General features: G+C 55.4%; 13 protein-coding genes and 4 tRNA genes. 4 read left to right on the forward strand and 13 right to left on the reverse strand.

The genetic code is table 11. The annotated features are described in order from the left end of the window. Positions 1-127 precede the first annotated feature (127 nt). Positions 128-2,677 carry a class I adenylate cyclase gene (gene cyaA / locus ACMYSL_RS28030; protein WP_110276873.1) on the reverse strand — a complete coding sequence of 850 codons (2,550 nt, stop codon included), beginning with the start codon at positions 2,675-2,677 and terminating at the stop codon, positions 128-130. 346 nt (positions 2,678-3,023) lie between these two features. On the opposite strand from cyaA, the gene hemC reads away from it, so the two are divergent. From hemC to hemY, 4 genes are read left to right on the forward strand one after another with little or no spacing between them, the layout of a single operon-like run. Continuing rightward, positions 3,024-3,965, forward strand: coding sequence for a hydroxymethylbilane synthase (hemC, locus tag ACMYSL_RS28035; protein WP_434660826.1), 942 nt, complete (start codon positions 3,024-3,026; stop codon positions 3,963-3,965). Beyond that, the gene (hemD, locus tag ACMYSL_RS28040; RefSeq protein WP_434660827.1) at positions 3,962-4,702 is read left to right on the forward strand and encodes a uroporphyrinogen-III synthase; all 741 of its coding nucleotides are present in this window, start codon (positions 3,962-3,964) and stop codon (positions 4,700-4,702) included. Before hemC ends, hemD begins: the two co-directional genes overlap by 4 nt. A 21-nt stretch (positions 4,703-4,723) precedes the next feature. Beyond that, on the forward strand, positions 4,724-5,911 hold the full coding sequence (hemX, locus tag ACMYSL_RS28045) for a uroporphyrinogen-III C-methyltransferase (protein ID WP_304254979.1): 1,188 nt from the start codon (positions 4,724-4,726) through the stop codon (positions 5,909-5,911). 3 nt (positions 5,912-5,914) lie between these two features. Next, complete coding sequence (hemY, locus tag ACMYSL_RS28050; protein WP_182235556.1) at positions 5,915-7,111, forward strand: protoheme IX biogenesis protein HemY; 1,197 nt, start codon at positions 5,915-5,917, stop codon at positions 7,109-7,111. A 457-nt stretch (positions 7,112-7,568) separates the two neighbouring features. On the opposite strand, the gene ACMYSL_RS28055 is transcribed toward hemY, so the two are convergent. The 12 genes from ACMYSL_RS28055 to rfbA all read right to left on the reverse strand — a co-directional run bounded on the left by ACMYSL_RS28055 (position 7,569) and on the right by rfbA (position 16,828). Further along, a tRNA-Pro gene (locus tag ACMYSL_RS28055) sits at positions 7,569-7,645 on the reverse strand. 45 nt (positions 7,646-7,690) lie between these two features. Further along, positions 7,691-7,777: transfer RNA gene (locus ACMYSL_RS28060), tRNA-Leu, on the reverse strand. Between the two features lie 22 nt (positions 7,778-7,799). After that, positions 7,800-7,875, reverse strand: a tRNA-His gene (locus tag ACMYSL_RS28065). 55 nt (positions 7,876-7,930) lie between these two features. Further along, a tRNA-Arg gene (locus ACMYSL_RS28070) sits at positions 7,931-8,007 on the reverse strand. 102 nt (positions 8,008-8,109) lie between these two features. After that, a complete protein-coding gene (gene thrP, locus ACMYSL_RS28075) occupies positions 8,110-9,495 on the reverse strand; it encodes a bifunctional threonine/serine APC transporter ThrP (RefSeq protein WP_182235555.1) in 1,386 nt (461 codons plus the stop codon). A gap of 241 nt (positions 9,496-9,736) precedes the next feature. Beyond that, positions 9,737-10,477 (reverse strand): lipopolysaccharide N-acetylmannosaminouronosyltransferase, encoded by a 741-nt coding sequence (wecG, locus tag ACMYSL_RS28080; protein WP_181484160.1) that lies wholly within the window; start codon positions 10,475-10,477, stop codon positions 9,737-9,739. Between the two features lie 11 nt (positions 10,478-10,488). Beyond that, positions 10,489-11,835, reverse strand: coding sequence for an ECA oligosaccharide polymerase (gene wzyE / locus ACMYSL_RS28085; protein WP_434660830.1), 1,347 nt, complete (start codon positions 11,833-11,835; stop codon positions 10,489-10,491). Continuing rightward, positions 11,832-12,911: a TDP-N-acetylfucosamine:lipid II N-acetylfucosaminyltransferase gene (locus tag ACMYSL_RS28090; RefSeq protein ID WP_434660832.1), complete on the reverse strand. Its 1,080-nt coding sequence runs from the start codon at positions 12,909-12,911 to the stop codon at positions 11,832-11,834. The genes wzyE and ACMYSL_RS28090 overlap by 4 nt, the downstream gene beginning before the upstream one ends. After that, entirely contained in the window at positions 12,908-14,158 is a 1,251-nt protein-coding gene (wzxE, locus tag ACMYSL_RS28095; protein WP_304254969.1) for a lipid III flippase WzxE, read from the reverse strand. Before wzxE ends, ACMYSL_RS28090 begins: the two co-directional genes overlap by 4 nt. A gap of 1 nt (position 14,159) precedes the next feature. Beyond that, positions 14,160-15,290, reverse strand: coding sequence for a dTDP-4-amino-4,6-dideoxygalactose transaminase (rffA, locus tag ACMYSL_RS28100; RefSeq protein WP_110276883.1), 1,131 nt, complete (start codon positions 15,288-15,290; stop codon positions 14,160-14,162). A 4-nt stretch (positions 15,291-15,294) separates the two neighbouring features. Continuing rightward, positions 15,295-15,969 carry a dTDP-4-amino-4,6-dideoxy-D-galactose acyltransferase gene (rffC, locus tag ACMYSL_RS28105; RefSeq protein WP_434660834.1) on the reverse strand — a complete coding sequence of 225 codons (675 nt, stop codon included), beginning with the start codon at positions 15,967-15,969 and terminating at the stop codon, positions 15,295-15,297. After that, entirely contained in the window at positions 15,947-16,828 is an 882-nt protein-coding gene (rfbA, locus tag ACMYSL_RS28110) for a glucose-1-phosphate thymidylyltransferase RfbA (RefSeq protein WP_182235549.1), read from the reverse strand. Before rfbA ends, rffC begins: the two co-directional genes overlap by 23 nt. Positions 16,829-16,845: the final 17 nt, after the last annotated feature.

The raw sequence follows: 16,845 nt of genomic DNA on the forward strand, positions 1-16,845 counted from the left end.
CGGCAAGCTTCAATTTTCCCCGGAGGCGATGCTAACGCATCTGTCCGGGCTACACGATACCGCACGTACTCGTAGCCCGGGCCCATGGGAAATTAACCCGTGCCGAATGGCAGGTCTACGCGGCAGGTTAAGAGTAGTGCTGCAACATCGATGATGTCGCGGAATCCTCACCTGCAGCAAGGGTCGCAGCGGCAATCACCTGGCTGCGGAAGGGAATCACCTGTTCGCGGCCATCGACATCAACAATCTGATAGAACTGCGGCAAGTTAAAGTTGATAAAGCTCGAACCGTAGGTAAAGCGGTCATGGGATGACGAGTAGAAGCGGCTGACGTCGCGCACCAGCTCCTCTTTACTGCCTTCGCAGTGGTGATACACCTCAGCGCGGTTGCTCTCATCAAGGATATAGATGTTAAAACCGTTATCGTTATCCGCATCTTCAAAGAAGAACTGAATAATCCCTTCGCTGGCAAAGCCATCCACCACCTGCGGCAGCCTGACATGATTGGTTTCCACCTGTACCGACAGGCCGTGCAGTTTGTTATGCGAAATCGCACCGTAGAACTCAATGGCGTTTTCCAGCTTCTGCACTGAGACGTTAAGACGTTCGAAGAACAGTCCCCAGGTCTGCCCGGAAACGCGCAGCGCTTTAAAGCGACCGGTATCCTGGCGGGTGCTGGAGAGGCGCAGCTCGACGCATTCGGAAACCAGTTGCTGCACGCGAGTGCGGATTAACCCGCGCAGATGCTGGCTATAGCAGAACACTTCCACGCTGTCCGGCGGCGCGGCATCCTGATGCATTTTACCAAGAATGGTTTTCAGCGCTTCGATCATCGCCTGCTCGCCGTTGAAGTGCAGCGTACGCACTTCGTTCCACGAGTTGCGATACAGCAGATCAACGCTGCCAATCAAGCATTTTTGCTCTTCGCCAAAGCTGAAAACATCCAGCTTGCGGAAGTCGAAATGCACCACCTGATTGCGGAAGGCCGCCGTCGGGTCATATTCCAGGTTAACGATGATCGCCAGATGGCGAATTTCGCAAGGGCTGTACAGCGCTTTCGGCGTTGGGGAAGGCAGGCGCAGCGGGAAGTGGTGCGACACATCGGCCACCATCTCCTGCAATTTAGCCAGATCGACAATGCCGTTGCCCTTAATAAACAGGCGAGTTCGTGACGTCAGCAGGCCGTTAAACCAGGCCCAGGCCACCAGCTTATTAAGATAACGGTTATATTCCAGCGGCTGATGGCTAATGATCGATTCCATATCCGGCGCGCGGTTATAGACATACCAACCGGTGCGGTTGGCACGGCCCGGCGGCACGTGGATAAAGGTCAGATTCGGTTCAGACAGGTCCGGTGAAATTTGCGGGTTTACCAGGGTGACTTTCCCCGGCAGCGCTTCAAATGCGGCGTACAGCTTACGCGTCAGCACGCCAATATCCTGCGGACTGGCGGAAACGCTCAGGTTATTGCGGCGCGCAAAGCGAATCAGGTTACGATAGCTTTGCATCATCGCATCAAGCAGCTCGTTGTGCGCTTTACGGACTTCGTCAATCTTCCAGTTGGCCCGGTTGTCGAGCATCATCAGACGCTTTTCATCCCAGCCCCACTCTTTCACCAGATGGCTAACCACTTCACGACGCCAGCCGACGCAGGCGCGCTCGCGGCTCAGCTTTTCGCAGACTTTTAAATAGAAACATCGGCGCACCAGGTCAAGGCGCGTTTCGTCTTCAATGGCTTGCAGATAGAGGGTTACTCGCTCCAGCATCATGCAGTACGGATCGAGCCCAAACGAGACAATCTCGCCGTCATGCAGGCGCTGTTTGATATCTTTCGCCAGCAGGCGGTTGTTGGGATATTCCCAGGAATAAGCTTCCAGCAGCAGCGTTTTAAGCACCGCTTTATACGGCGAGTCGATACTTTTGTAGAGCTGCCACAGGCTAGCGCCAAAGTACTCTTCCGCCGACAGCGAGCTCAGGCCGCCGAGATCCAGCCATTCGTTCGGCGTCAGGACCCCCTGCGAGTACAGCGACATCACGTAATCATCGTAATGCTCTTCTTCATCGCACGGCACCATATTCCACAGAATACGTTTCCCGGCGAGACGCACGGCGGTACGGTAAAACTCATCCAGCAGCAGGATATGTTGGGTTGAACCGCAGTCTTCGCCGCCGAGGCTACCGCTTTCATTATGACGGAAGCGGTTTTCATCAATCAGGAAGAAGCTAACTTCAACGCCCAGCGATGCCGCCCAGCTTTCCAGCAGGCTGCATTTACGCTGTAACAGTTGACGCTCATCGGTATCCAGCCAGGCCTGGTGACAAACCCAGATGTCGAGATCGGAAGAGCAGCTTTGACCGACGGATGAAGTACTGCCCATGGAGTAAAGGCCGGTGATCGGCAGTTCGCCTTTCGGCGGCTCCTGCGTCAGCATTCCACGGTGCAGTTCAAGCTCGTCAAGGTAGTGGCGTTGGGTTTCATCAGGCGTGTAGAGGCAAATGCCTCGGGGAACGTTACCGTCAAGGTAACCCGGCATCAACGGGTGATGATAATGTAGTAATGTCGGCAGTAGACTGTAAACCTGCTGGAAAGCGGGTCCCATAGCAGCAAGGGCGCGATCTACGCGCAATTGGTTGATGGCATCCAGTCTCTGTTTCAGTGTCTCAATATAGAGGTACAAGACATATCGCCTGATGTTCAAAAACCCGACGTACAATAGTACGGAGGATTTCAGTATTTCAACAAAAACCGTCACCATTCGTCGTCGGTGTGGTTGTGATGAACTGCTGACTGACAAATGGTTTAAAACGTGATCAATCTAACACCTTGCTCATTGACCGTAAAGAAAGATGCGCTACATACAAGTGTAGCATCGTTTACTACGTGTAAATTCTTCACTACGTTTGCGGTAATCGGCTGGCGCATGAAAGGCTAAAAAAGAAGGCCGAGACCCTTTCCCCACAAAACTAACATCCCTAAGACAACAATGTTAGGATGGTTAGTGGTCGACAATGACGGTAACAAGCATGTTAGACAAAGTTTTGAGAATTGCCACACGGCAAAGCCCGCTTGCGCTATGGCAGGCACATTATGTGAAAGAACGCCTGGAGTCCTGCCATCCGCAGCTCTCGGTCGAACTGGTGCCAATGGTCACCCGCGGCGACGTGATCCTTGATACTCCCCTTGCAAAAGTGGGTGGCAAGGGCCTGTTTGTCAAAGAATTAGAACTGGCCATGCTGGACGGTCGCGCCGATATTGCCGTCCATTCCATGAAAGATGTCCCGGTGGAATTTCCCGAGGGACTGGGGCTGGTCACCATTTGCGAACGTGAAGACCCGCGCGATGCGTTTGTCTCAAATCACTATGCGTCCATTGATGAACTGCCGCACGGCAGCATTGTTGGCACGTCAAGTTTACGCCGTCAGTGCCAGCTGGCCGCCGATCGTCCGGATCTGGTGATCCGCTCTCTGCGCGGTAACGTCGGCACGCGCCTGGGTAAACTGGACAGCGGTGAGTATGACGCCATTATTCTTGCGGCGGCGGGACTTAAGCGCCTGAAGCTGGAAGAACGGATTCGCCAGCCGCTGTCACCAGAGCAATCCCTGCCCGCAGTGGGTCAGGGCGCGGTCGGTATCGAATGCCGTCTTGACGATGAGTGGACTAAAGCGCTGCTGGCCCCACTGAATCATACGGAAACGGCCATACGCGTACGCGCCGAACGGGCGATGAACACCCGTCTTGAAGGCGGCTGTCAGGTCCCAATCGGCAGTTATGCTGAGCTTATCAACGGCGAACTCTGGTTACGCGCGCTGGTCGGTGCGCCGGATGGCTCGCGGATGGTTCGCGGCGAACGGCGCGGTCGTGCGGAAGATGCCGAAACCCTCGGCGTCTCCCTCGCTGAAGAACTGCTGGATAACGGCGCTCGCGACATTCTCGCCGCTGTATATGCAGGAGTTGCGCCTCGATGAGCATTCTGGTCACCCGTCCTCTGCCGCAAGGCGAAGAGCTGGTCAGTCGCCTGCGCGCGCAGGGACGTGTGGCCTGGAGCTTTCCGCTCATTGAGTTTACCCCCGGTCGTCAGCTCCCCACACTGAGCGACCAGTTGGCAAGGTTGACGGAAGGCGATTTACTCTTCGCACTATCGCAGCATGCTGTAGAGTTTGCCCACGCCCGCCTGCAACAACAGGGCCTGCGCTGGCCCTCTGCACCTGATTATTTTGCAATTGGTCGCACCACTGCGCTAGCCCTGCACAAAGTCAGCAATCATGATATTCGCTATCCGTTAGATCGGGAAATCAGTGAAGTCTTGCTACAATTACCTGAATTACAAAACATTGCGGGGAAAAAAGCCCTCATTCTGCGCGGCAATGGTGGGCGAGAATTACTCGGTGAAACGCTCCGTGAACGCGGCGCGGATGTCACTTTTTGTGAATGTTATCAACGTAGTGCAAGGCACTATGATGGCGCAGAAGAAGCAATGCGCTGGCAGAATCGCGGAGTTTCAACGCTGGTCGTTACCAGCGGTGAGATGCTGCAGCAGCTTTGGACGCTAATACCGCAGTGGTACCGCGAACATTGGCTCCTGAGCTGTCGCATTTTAGTTGTCAGTGAACGTCTGGCCGAACAAGCCAGGGAATTGGGCTGGCAGGATATCCAGGTTGCCGATAGCGCCGACAACGATGCGCTGCTACGCGCATTACAATAACTCTCAACATTGGAAGCCATAATGACGGAACAACAGAATCAATCCGCCGTGGTTGAAGAGACCAGGGAGGCCGTGGAAAAGACACCACAGCCAGAAAAGAATAATGTAGAAAAGAAAAACGGCGGCAGTAAAACCAGTCTCGCCCTGAGCGCAATAGCGATTGCTATCGCCCTCGCCGCTGGCGTAGGCCTTTACGGCCTCACGAAAACTCAGGCAACCCGTCAGAGCGAAACCAGCGCCGAGCTATCCAGCCAGATCGCCACGCTGCAAAAAGCGCAGGAAAGCCAAAAAAGCGAACTCGAAGGCATTATTAAGCAGCAAGCCGACCAGTTGACGGAAGCCCAGCGCCAACAAGATTCGCTAACGAAGAAGCTTGAAGAGGTACAGGAAAAAGTTGCCATTATCTCCGGTAGCGACGCCAAAACCTGGCTGCTGGCGCAGGCTGATTTTCTGGTGAAATTGGCCGGACGCAAGCTGTGGAGCGATCAGGACGTGACGACCGCCGCCGCGCTGCTGAAAAGTGCCGACGCCAGCCTCGCCGATATGAACGACCCGAGCCTGATTAGCGCCCGCCGCGCCATCACCGACGATATCGCTTCGCTTTCCGCCGTGAGTCAGGTGGACTATGACGGCATCATCCTGAAAGTGAACCAGCTTGCCAATCAAATCGATAATTTGCGTCTGGCAGACAATAACGATGATGACTCCCCGATGGATTCCGATAGCGATGAACTTTCCAGTTCCATCAGCGAGTGGCGAGTGAATCTGCAAAAAAGCTGGCAGAACTTTATGGACAGCTTTATTACCGTTCGTCGTCGTGATGAAACGGCCGTGCCGTTGCTGGCACCGAATCAGGATGTCTACCTGCGTGAGAACATTCGCTCACGTCTGCTAGTCGCGGCGCAGGCAGTTCCGCGCCATCAGGAAGAGACTTACAAGCAAGCGCTGGATAACGTCTCCACCTGGGTTCGCGCCTACTACGATACTGACGATGCCACTACCAAAGCCTTCCTTGAGGATGTGGATAAGCTCAGTCAGCAAAGCATCACTATGGACGTACCGGAAACCCTGCAGAGCCAGGGCCTGCTTGAAAAACTCATGCAGACGCGGGTCCGTAATCTGATGGCGCAGCCCGTCGCGCCGCAGAGCAACGCCCCGGCACCGACGCCAGCAGCCCCCGCGCCAACGCCTGCGCCACAAGGAGAGTAACGCATGTTGAAAATTCTCTTACTCTTCGCGCTGTTGCTCGCTGGAATTATCGTTGGACCGATGATCGCCGGACATCAGGGCTACGTCCTGATCCAGACCGACAACTACAATATCGAAACCAGCGTCACCGGGTTAGCGATCATTCTGATCCTCACCATGGTGGTCCTGTTTGCGATTGAATGGCTGCTGCGGCGTATTTTCCGCACCGGCGCGCATACCCGCGGCTGGTTCGTTGGCCGTAAACGTCGTCGCGCCCGCAAGCAAACCGAACAGGCGCTGCTGAAGCTGGCAGAAGGCGATTATCAGCAGGTTGAGAAGCTGATGGCAAAAAATGCCGATCACGCGGAACAACCGGTTGTGAACTACCTGCTGGCGGCGGAAGCGGCCCAGCAGCGTGGTGATGAAGCTCGCGCCAACCAGCATCTGGAACGCGCAACCGAACTGGCCGGTGACGATCTGATCCCGGTCGAAATCACTCGCGTACGTCTGCAGCTGGCGCGCAATGAAAACCACGCAGCGCGTCACGGCATCGACAAACTGCTGGAAATCACGCCGCGTCATCCAGAAGTGCTGCGTCTGGCCGAGCAGGCCTATATCCGCACCGGAGCCTGGAATTCACTGCTGGATATCATTCCATCAATGGCAAAAGCCAACGTCAGCGACGAAGAGCATCGCGCTGAGCTGGAACAGCTGGCGTGGATTGGCCTGATGGATAAAGCGCTGGCCGATGGCGGCAGCGAAGGGTTGCGCGACTGGTGGAAAAGCCAGAGCCGTAAAACTCGCAGCCAGGTGGCACTACAGGTGGCAATGGCTAATCGCCTTATCGAAAGCGATGACCATGATACCGCTCAGCAGATTATTATCGACGGCCTGAAAAAGCACTACGACGACCGTCTGGTGATGCCGATTCCGCGGCTGAAAACCAATAACCCAGAGCAACTGGAGAAGGTGCTGCGCCAGCAGCTCAAAACGGTCGGTGACCGCCCGCTGCTGTGGAGCACGCTGGGACAGTCGTTAATGCGTCACGGCGAGTGGCAGGAAGCCAGCATCGCGTTCCGCGCCGCGCTCAAGCAACGTCCGGATGCGTTTGATTACGCGTGGCTGGCCGATACTCTCGATCGTCTGAATCAACCGGAAGAAGCCGCAACAATGCGCCGCGACGGTCTGCTGCTGACGTTACAAAACAATCCACAGCAGTAAGCTCGATCTTCACTATCGCCTCCACTGGGGGCGATAGCACTCCCCTTCTGCAAATGCTTCACGCTTCCAAATAAAAAAACGCCTGCTCTGAAACCAGGGCAGGCGTTAAAACAGGTCTGTTTGACAACAAATTGGGTGCTTCACTCAACGTAGTGTCCATGGTGTTTGATGAGGCTTGCGCGACATCTGTCAGTGGACGATAAGCACCGTAAACGGCTCTGCATCATTCCTGGGTTTATGAGGCGCTAAGGCGAACATAAGAGATGGAATGAGCATCTACCCGTTCATTATCGCACAGGATCTACGGAAATTGCATCTATGAGAGTAATGAATTGGGAGTATTCCGCATAATAAATCGCGTCACAATCAGCGAGATATTTTTAGTAAGATCATGGGGATAAGAGAGTTTTTGGCAAATTCAGAAAACAAAAAACCCCGCCGAAGCGGGGTTCAAAATTGGTCGGCGAGAGAGGATTCGAACCTCCGACCCACTGGTCCCAAACCAGTTGCGCTACCAAGCTGCGCTACTCGCCGATGTACTGCTTTTTTGAATTTTTAGTTCAATTCTTTATAAAGTCGTGGTGCGAAGGGAGGGACTTGAACCCTCACGTCCGTAAGAACACTAACACCTGAAGCTAGCGCGTCTACCAATTCCGCCACCATCGCATGTTCACAACTTTCTAAATAATGGGGTGGCTAATGGGATTCGAACCCACGACAACTGGAATCACAATCCAGGGCTCTACCAACTGAGCTATAGCCACCACTACAAATCTTTTTACGCGGTATTAAACCACCGCAGCTCCAGCACCGGGTAAATGGTGCGCCCGACAGGATTCGAACCTGAGACCTCTGCCTCCGGAGGGCAGCGCTCTATCCAGCTGAGCTACGGGCGCTTAGCGCCGTTGCGGGGTCGGATATTACGGACTTCCTACCCCGCTGTCTAGTGCCTTTTTAAAGAAAATTACCGTTTGCTCATGCTTTGTGCATTTTGTCGCTTATTCCGCCACATTATCAACGTTTCCGCGTCGTCCGAGGCCAAAAACCTTATAAATGAGCGTGACAGCCGCCAGAAAAATAATCCCGACGAAGAGCGACATGCGGGTATCGTCATTAAATCCCATACCTATCAGCACGCAAATAAGGAACGCCATCGTTAAATAGTTCGCCCAAGGGAACAGCAGAGAACGGAACGGATGGCTGGCCATCGCTTCTTTATGCACAAGGCGAAAACGCAGTTGGCTAATCAGAATCACAAACCACGGCACCATACCCGGCAGCACGCTGGCGCTGTAGACATAGACGAAGACCCGCTGTGGATTAGGGATGACATAGTTCAGGCAAGAACCAACTAACAAAATCAGTATCGACAGCGCAACACCCACCGCCGGCACGCCATTACGCGAGACTTTGGCGATCGCCGCAGGCAACTGGCGATTTCTTGCCAGCGCATAAAGCATACGCCCACAGCTGTACATACCGCTGTTACAGCCGGAAAGCGCCGCCGTCAGCACCACAAAGTTAATAATTCCCGCCGCCGCGGTAATGCCGATTTTGGCAAAGGTCAGCACAAACGGACTGCCGTTGGAGCCAATCTGATCCCACGGGAAAATAGTCACGATAACGAAAATCGCACCGACGTAGAAAATCAGGATACGCCACAGCACCTTCCCTACCGCGCTGCGCAGAGTGACCTGCGGGTTCTTAGCTTCACCGGCAGTAATACCGATAAGTTCAACGCCCTGGTAGGAGGCGACCACAATGCACAGCGCCGTCAGGAAGCCTTTCCAGCCGCCGGCAAAGAAGCCGCCATGCTCGGTCAGGTTACCAAAGCCAATGGAGTGTCCGCCGTTGCCAAAGCCAAAGAAAATAACGCCCAGCCCAACCACAATCATCACGATAATGGTGGTGACTTTAATCATCGCGAACCAGAATTCGATTTCACCATATAGCCGCACCGCCGCCAGATTCGCCAGCGCCACCAGCCCAACGGCAATCAGCGCCGGTATCCACTGCGCCATATCCGGGAACCAAAACTGGACGTAAACCCCGATTGCGGTAATTTCCGATATCCCGACCGCCATCCACATAAACCAGTAGGACCAGGCGGTGAGATAGCCGAAAAACGGACTCATATAGCGATGTGCGTAAACGGCGAACGAGCCGGTTACCGGTTCGAGGAACAGCATTTCGCCCATCGAGCGCATGATAAAGAAGACAAACAATCCCGCGATAATGTACGCCAGTAGGACCGAAGGCCCAGCCCACTTCAGCGTACTTGCCGCTCCCATAAATAAACCCACGCCAATCGTGCCGCCAAGGGCGATTAGCTCAATATGCCGCGCCTCCAGCCCACGCTGAAGTTCCGCTTTTTTCTCAGTCATATAGCCTCTTGTGTTTGCCCTGCTCCGGATTTATTGCACCCCAAACGAAGGTGTATATATCCCGGTTATTTTTATGAATAAATAAAATGGAAAGCCCTGCCTGAGCAACGGCAAAACCTGCCCGTCGCGTATTAAGCATGCGAATGGTTAATGAATTTTATGGAAATGGCAAATAAAGTATCAGGCGAGTGAATACATTACACAGAATACCCAGGTAAACTCGCCAGAACGTAGTGGAATGTCAAAGCTTATCGGTGTAATGCCAGCGTAAATAGCGTAGCAGTCGGGCCTGTCTTTTTATCCGGCTCGGCTGCGACACCAGGCGATAAAACCATTCTAGCCCAAGGTCCTGCCAGAATTTTGGTGCCCGCTGTACGTGACCAGTAAAGACATCGTAGGTCCCGCCGACCCCCATATACAGCGCCTGCGGATAAACATTCCGGCAATCGCGCATCAGGATCTCCTGACGCGGCGAGCCCATCGCCACGGTGACAATTTTCGCCCCACTCTCGCGAATGCGTTCAAACAGCGCCTGACGTTGATCTGCGGCGAAATAGCCGTCCTGGCTACCGACGATATTCACGTTCCAGCGCTGGCGAAGCTGCCGCTCGGTTTGCGCCAGCACTTCCGGCTTGCCGCCAATCAGAAACACCGGCGTTCCCTGAACGCCAGCGCGCTCCATCAGCGCTTCCCATAAATCGGCTCCGGCCACGCGCGATACCTGTGCCTGAGGATATTTTTTACGTAATGAGCGCACCACGCTGATGCCATCAGCATATTTAAATTCTGCGGCTTCAATCAGCGCCCGAACCTCGGGGTTGTCTTCTACCGCCAGCATCTTCTCTGCATTAATTGCAACCAGCGTCCCCTTGCGGAGCTCACCATCGCCGTACAGATAATCCAGAGCGTGTTGCATATCGCGCCAACCAATGAGTTGCAAGCCTCTCAGCAGATACAACGGCGCGGATGTAGTCCCAGTCATGTACACCCTTATCAGACTTGAGGTTGCGTCAGCGGTTTAACCCGCTTATGAATCAGTCCTACGCTATCCAGGAACCAGTACAGCAGCTTTGCCGCCAGCAAGCAGAGACCAAAGATAACAAGGAAAAAAACCACGCGGGAGCCGAATGAATCCAGCCCTTCGCGCGCCAGCACAATCATATTGAAGATAGCGCCGAAACAAAAACTGTGCAGGATCGCCGCTTTATAGCGGTTCGTCTCCCGGTTGCCAAGCTCGTAAAGCCAGTCAAACCATTTAATGATTAGCCCAACCGCCACCGCGCCCAGCGGTACAAACCAGACGCCGCCCATCACCACCAGTGAGCCAATCAGAGTCGGCGAAATCGCCAGGCCAGAATGGTTATTCAGCACTTCCCAGGTGAAATAGTTAGCGGTATTGAGCACCATTGTCGGACGACCGTGCCATAACCAACTGGGGATAAAGACGTAAAAATCGCGAATGATTGGCGCCAGGCCCTGGAACTCAATCTTGTCGTAGTTTTGCAGCAGCAAAGCCAGATTTTCCCACGGCGAGAAGGTATCGCGGGTCAGATAGAGGAAAGTATAAAACGCCTCGTCACCGCTCACGTTCATGCCATAGCGCTTGAGCGCCAGCCAGAACATACCGACGATACCCAGCACGCCCGCCGCCGCCAGCATCCACAAACTAATCCAGCCGCGAATAATGCCGATAAACAGGAAAATGGCAAAAGCGATGATAATGTTCGCACGGGTGCCACCGACGATAGCGTAGGTCAGCAGGCCAAACGCGACGGTGCTGACGAGGAAAAAAATCCACGCCTTATAATCCTGACGCAGAAAATAGACCACCAGCATCGCCGGAATGAAAAAGTAGAAAAAGCGTTTTAGCGCCACGCCGGAGACTTCGCTGGAGAAGATCTGGCTATAGGAGTTGAGCCGGAATAACAGGAAGCCGTTATGCGCAAAAAAGATCCCGACGCAAAGCAGGGCCAGGCCCAGCAGAATGACCCAGGTCAGATGGGTCTCCACGCGGTTCATGGTAAACAATGGGCGATGCTGATGACTCTGGGTCGCCGGGCGCAACCGCGTTTTATAGGTGACGTAGTAAACCGCGTAAAAACAGACTGCGACCAGCAGGGTTTGCAGCAGAATTTCCGGCGGGGCCACTGCCACATCGAAACGGAACACCAGAATGCTGGTCAACGGGAAGCCGAAGAAAAAGGTCAGCAAGAACAGCAACGAGAAAAAGACGTTGAAGTTGAAACGTACGCGGCGAAATTCAAAGTAAGTCGCGGTGGCGATAAATAGCGTCGACAGCAGCCAGACCATCAGCAGCCCGCTAAATTGCATTAATGTCATGCGCCCTCCCCCGCGGCAATCCGCAACGCTCGTTGCCAGCCCGCCAGGTAATTTGGACGAAAGAAGGCAATCTGATTTTTATCCACACTGGCCAGTTGCCGCTGCGCTTCACGTACAACGCCCACATCCAGCGTATCGCCGGTAAAGAGTACCGGAATATGCTGCTCTGACATATCCTGCCAGAATGGGTTATCCCGATTCAGTACGCAGGGGATCCCCGCCTGAATCAGCAGGCACAGCGTACCGATACCCTGCTGGCGGGCAAACAGGAAGTAGCCGAGATCGCAGCGGCGCAGCAGGGCAAGGTAATCATCGAACGCCAGCTTGTCACCCAGCACCTGAAGATGCTGCGGGCTAAACAGCACCGCGCCGGCCTCGCGGACTTCGTTGATGTAGTCGCTATTATTGGCCGGATAGCCCATCGGCACGACAACGTTGACCGTATCGCCAAACTGCTGGTGAATCGCGCGCAGCGCCGCAATATGTTCATTGCTGCGATCGCCGGAATTGCCCACCAGAATAGTCAGCGTCTCGCCGCGCGGGGCGCTATCCGCCAGAGAATTCAGCGCCGGGTCCATACGGGTCGGGAAGTAAAGCAATTCACCGGGCACGCGCGCATGACACGCAGCAAACCAGCTCAGGTCGCCTCGGGTGGCAAATACTCGCCCTACTCGCCCCTGCGCCATACGCCGTAGCGGATAAAACAGGCGAAACTTCAGGCTGGCGGAATTCTCATACAGATCCGCGCCCCAGATATGCCAGTTAAACTGCGCCGGGCGGATCCCACCGCTGAGCAACGCCAGCCACAGCCCGGTATTGAACTGGCCATGAAAGAAAAAGCGCTGCTGCCGGTTGGCCTTTGCCAGCGCAATAACCGCCTGTGCCAGCGACTTTTTCCCTGCAAAGCAGGTGATGGATAGCGCGGGATACGCTTCGCGAATTCCTGTCGCATCACCGACGACCATAAACGTACGAGCCTGCTCGTCATCGACGGCCAGCTCGTCATTAAAGAACCGCAGAACGGTCTGGTTATGGTGAGGGATATCCGATCCCAATACATGTATCAGTGCTGTCATACCCGTTTACGCCAAAGTAAAAACACGCCGCTACAGAGAGCGAAATAAACAATATAAGTAGCCATATACGCCTGCGCCGCGCCGATTGCGCCGTGCGCCGGGATAAGCCAGTGCGAGAATGCGGTCAACAGCGTGAACTGGCTGATTTCCGTCAGAATATAAAAACGCAGCGAGGCCTTGGCGATCACCAGATAGCCATAAACATACGCCCCAACCTTCAGCACATCTCCCACCAGTTGCCAGGCGAAGAGATCGCGCATCGCCGTAAAGCGGTCAGAAAAAAGTAGCCAGATGGCGAAGTCGCGCAGCAACCACACGGTTAAGCTCGCGGCCGCTACCGCCGGGAGGACAAATTTCAGCGATTTGCCAATCTCGCGGGTAATGTCCGCTTTGGCAGTCAGGCGAGAGAGCGTAGGCAGCAGGTACACGCTAAACGAAGCGGTAATAAACTGCAAATAGGCGTCGGAAATGCTGCTGACGCCTTGCCAGATCCCCACCGCCTCCCAGCCATAATGGGCCGCCAGCAGGTTACGCATCATCACGTAGGCGACTGGCAGCGTCACCGAGGTGATCAGCGCCATCAGGGTAAACTTCGACAGCTGTCCCGCCAGGCCATTGTCCCAGCGCGGACGCAGCGCACTCAGCGGGATATTACCGCGCCGCCACAGCACGATAGCCGCCGGAACCACCACCAGAGCAGGCACCAGCGCCAGGCCGAGCAATGCGCCCTGATAGCCACCGAAACGGTAGCAGGCATAGTATGCCGCCACGCCAATCAGGCTCCCGGCGATCAGCGATAGCGCGTTGCCCGCCGCATCGCGAAAACCTTTCATCAGCGCTAACAGGAAGTTCGCCCAGGCAATTCCCATCTGCACTAGCGCCACCAGGCGGACCATGTTTTGGTATTGCTGATGACCAAATAGTCCCTGGCTTATCGGCGCAGCCGCCAGCAGAAAAATCAGTGCCAGCAGAGTTGAAAAACCGAGCACCATCGCCGAAGAGGTACCAACGACTTTATTCAGCTGCTGACGATCGTCATGATGCTGAGCCACCAGCTTAGTCACGCCGTTAAAGATCCCGGCGCCAGCCAACACGCCAAGTACGGTCACCAGTTGGCGGAAGTTACCCGCCTGACCCACCCCTGCCGGGCCGAACGATACCGCCAGCAGTTTAACTACCAGCAGTCCCGCCCCGATTTTGACCAACGTGGACGCGGCTGTCCACAGAGAAGCTTTAGCCAGCGACATATCAGGAGAAATAGCTCAGCAGCGAGTTAATCACTGTACGCTGGTTTACCGCCGACAAATTGTAGAACAACGGCAGGCGCAGCAGGCGCTCGCTCTCCTGGGTGGTATAACGATCCGCACCGTGGAACACGCCGAAGTTCTCCCCCGCCGGGCAGCTATGCAGTGGAATATAGTGGAACACTGCCAGAATCTCCGCTTCTTTCAGCCAGGCGATCAGCTTGCTGCGATCGTCAATATCGCGCAGCTTGATATAAAACATGTGCGCGTTTTGCCCGCAATCAGCCGGGATAGTCGGCAGGTCAATGCGACCGGCGCGCGCCAGCGGCAACAGCGCGTCATAGTAGCTCTGCCATAGCGTCAGGCGCTGCTGGTTAATACGCTCCGCCGCTTCCAGCTGTGCCCATAGATAGGCCGCCTGTAGATCGGACATCAGGTAGCTGGAGCCAATATCGCGCCAGGTGTATTTATCCACCAGACCACGGAAGAACTGGCTGCGGTTGGTGCCTTTTTCGCGAATGATCTCCGCACGCTCCACCAGCTTACGATCGTTAATCAGCGTCGCGCCGCCTTCACCGCCCGCGGTGTAGTTTTTGGTTTCATGGAAGCTGAAGCAGCCAATATGACCGATGGTGCCGAGCGCCCGGCCTTTGTAAGTCGACATCACGCCCTGGGCGGCATCTTCCACCACAAACAGGTCGTGTTTGTTGGCGATGGCCATAATAGTGTCCATCTCGCAGGCCACGCCCGCATAGTGGACCGGCACAATCGCCCGGGTTTTTTCGGTGATTGCCGCTTCAATCAGCGTTTCATCGATATTCATGGTATCGCGACGAATATCGACAAAGACGATTTTCGCTCCGCGCAGCACGAAGGCGTTGGCGGTGGAGACGAAGGTGTAGCTCGGCATAATCACTTCATCGCCCGGCTGGATATCCAGCAGCAGCGCGGCCATCTCTAATGAGGCCGTGCAGGACGGCGTCAACAACGCTTTTACCGTGCCGAAGCGCTGCTCCATCCACTGCTGGCAGCGGCGGGTAAAACCGCCATCGCCGCACAGCTTGCCGCTGCCCATTGCGGACTGCATATAATCAAGTTCGGTTCCCACCACCGGCGGCGCGTTAAATGGAATCATCATTTCACCTGTATAACCAGTACGCGGCGCTTTCCACATTCGCACCGCTAAGAATGTAACGTTTAAGCGCGGCGGTGTTGCCCATCTGGGTCGCCACCCGCAATGTAGTCAGTTCACGCAGCGCGGCCCAGTGCCGTGCCGCCTGCATCAGTTCCGCTCCGGCTCCGCGTCCGGCTAACAGGCCAATCCTTGCCTCGCCTTCGTTGAGCTGGCGCAGAGAGACAAACGCGCGGATATCGCCATCGGGCGCGCGAAAAATCAGGCACTGGTGATCGAAAGTCCCCCGCACCGCGTTTTCAATCCACTGGGCGTAGAAACGACCGCTGGCATCGGCAGCATACCAGGGGGCGCGAAAACGGCTCTGAGCAAAGGCCAGCGCCGCCAGCTCGCGCAGCCGGGGAATATCCGCCTCTGTCGCCAGCTCAGCTCCGACATCATCAGAGGCAGTCAGCGCAAGCGCAAGATCGACCTCCCCCTCCACCAGCCGAAAGCCTAATGCCTGCAGCGCATCCAGGCGGGCGGTATCATCCGCCGCGACTTTCGCCTGCACCCGCGACCATCCGGACAACGCTTGCGCGGTCAGCAGCGGCGCGTCAGTGCCAAAACGCAAAATAGCGCTGTTGACGCCAAAGAAGCGGTTTTCCCACGCCAGGGGATCAATACTGGCGCGGGCGGGCACGGAGAAGATCCAGTAAATATTGGCCGTAGCCGGTTTTTTCCAGTTGCTTCGCCGCACGTTTGACGCCGTCGTCGTCCAGCCAACCGTTACGCCAGGCGATCTCCTCCAGACAGGCAATTTTGAAACCCTGGCGTTTTTCAACGGTTTGTACAAACATGCTGGCTTCAATCAGGCTGTCGTGCGTGCCGGTATCCAGCCAGGCAAAACCACGGCCCAGTAACTCCACTGTCAATGCGCCATCGTCGAGGTACATTTGATTGATGGAGGTAATCTCCAGTTCGCCGCGCGCCGAGGGTTTAACCTTTTTCGCGTACTCCGTCACTTTGCCGTCGTAGAAATAGAGACCGGTCACCGCCCAGTTGGATTTGGGCTGCTTTGGCTTCTCTTCCAGCGAGATTGCGCGAAAATCGTCATCAAACTCCACCACGCCAAAGCGTTCAGGATCCATGACCTGATAGCCGAACACCGTCGCCCCGGTTGTGCGGCCCGCTACGCTGCGCAGCTTCGGACTAAAACCCTGACCGAAAAAGATGTTGTCGCCCAGCACCAGGCATGAGGGTTCGCCGTTGAGGAACTCCTCGCCGATGATAAACGCCTGCGCTAATCCGTCCGGGCTAGGCTGGGCGGCATAGCTTAACTGCACGCCGAACTCCGAACCATCGCCAAGCAGGCGCTGAAAATCGCGCTGGTCATCCGGCGTGGTGATAATCAAGACTTCGCGGATCCCGGCCAGCATCAGCACCGAGAGCGGGTAGTAGATCATCGGCTTGTCGTAGATGGGTAGCAGCTGCTTTGAGACGCCGCGCGTGATCGGATGCAGGCGGGTACCAGAACCGCCTGCCAGGATAATACCTTTCATTTTTCCCCCTCAAGCAC

It is taken from the genome of Klebsiella sp. MISC125 (assembly GCF_051131775.1).
Lineage (GTDB): Bacteria > Pseudomonadota > Gammaproteobacteria > Enterobacterales > Enterobacteriaceae > Klebsiella.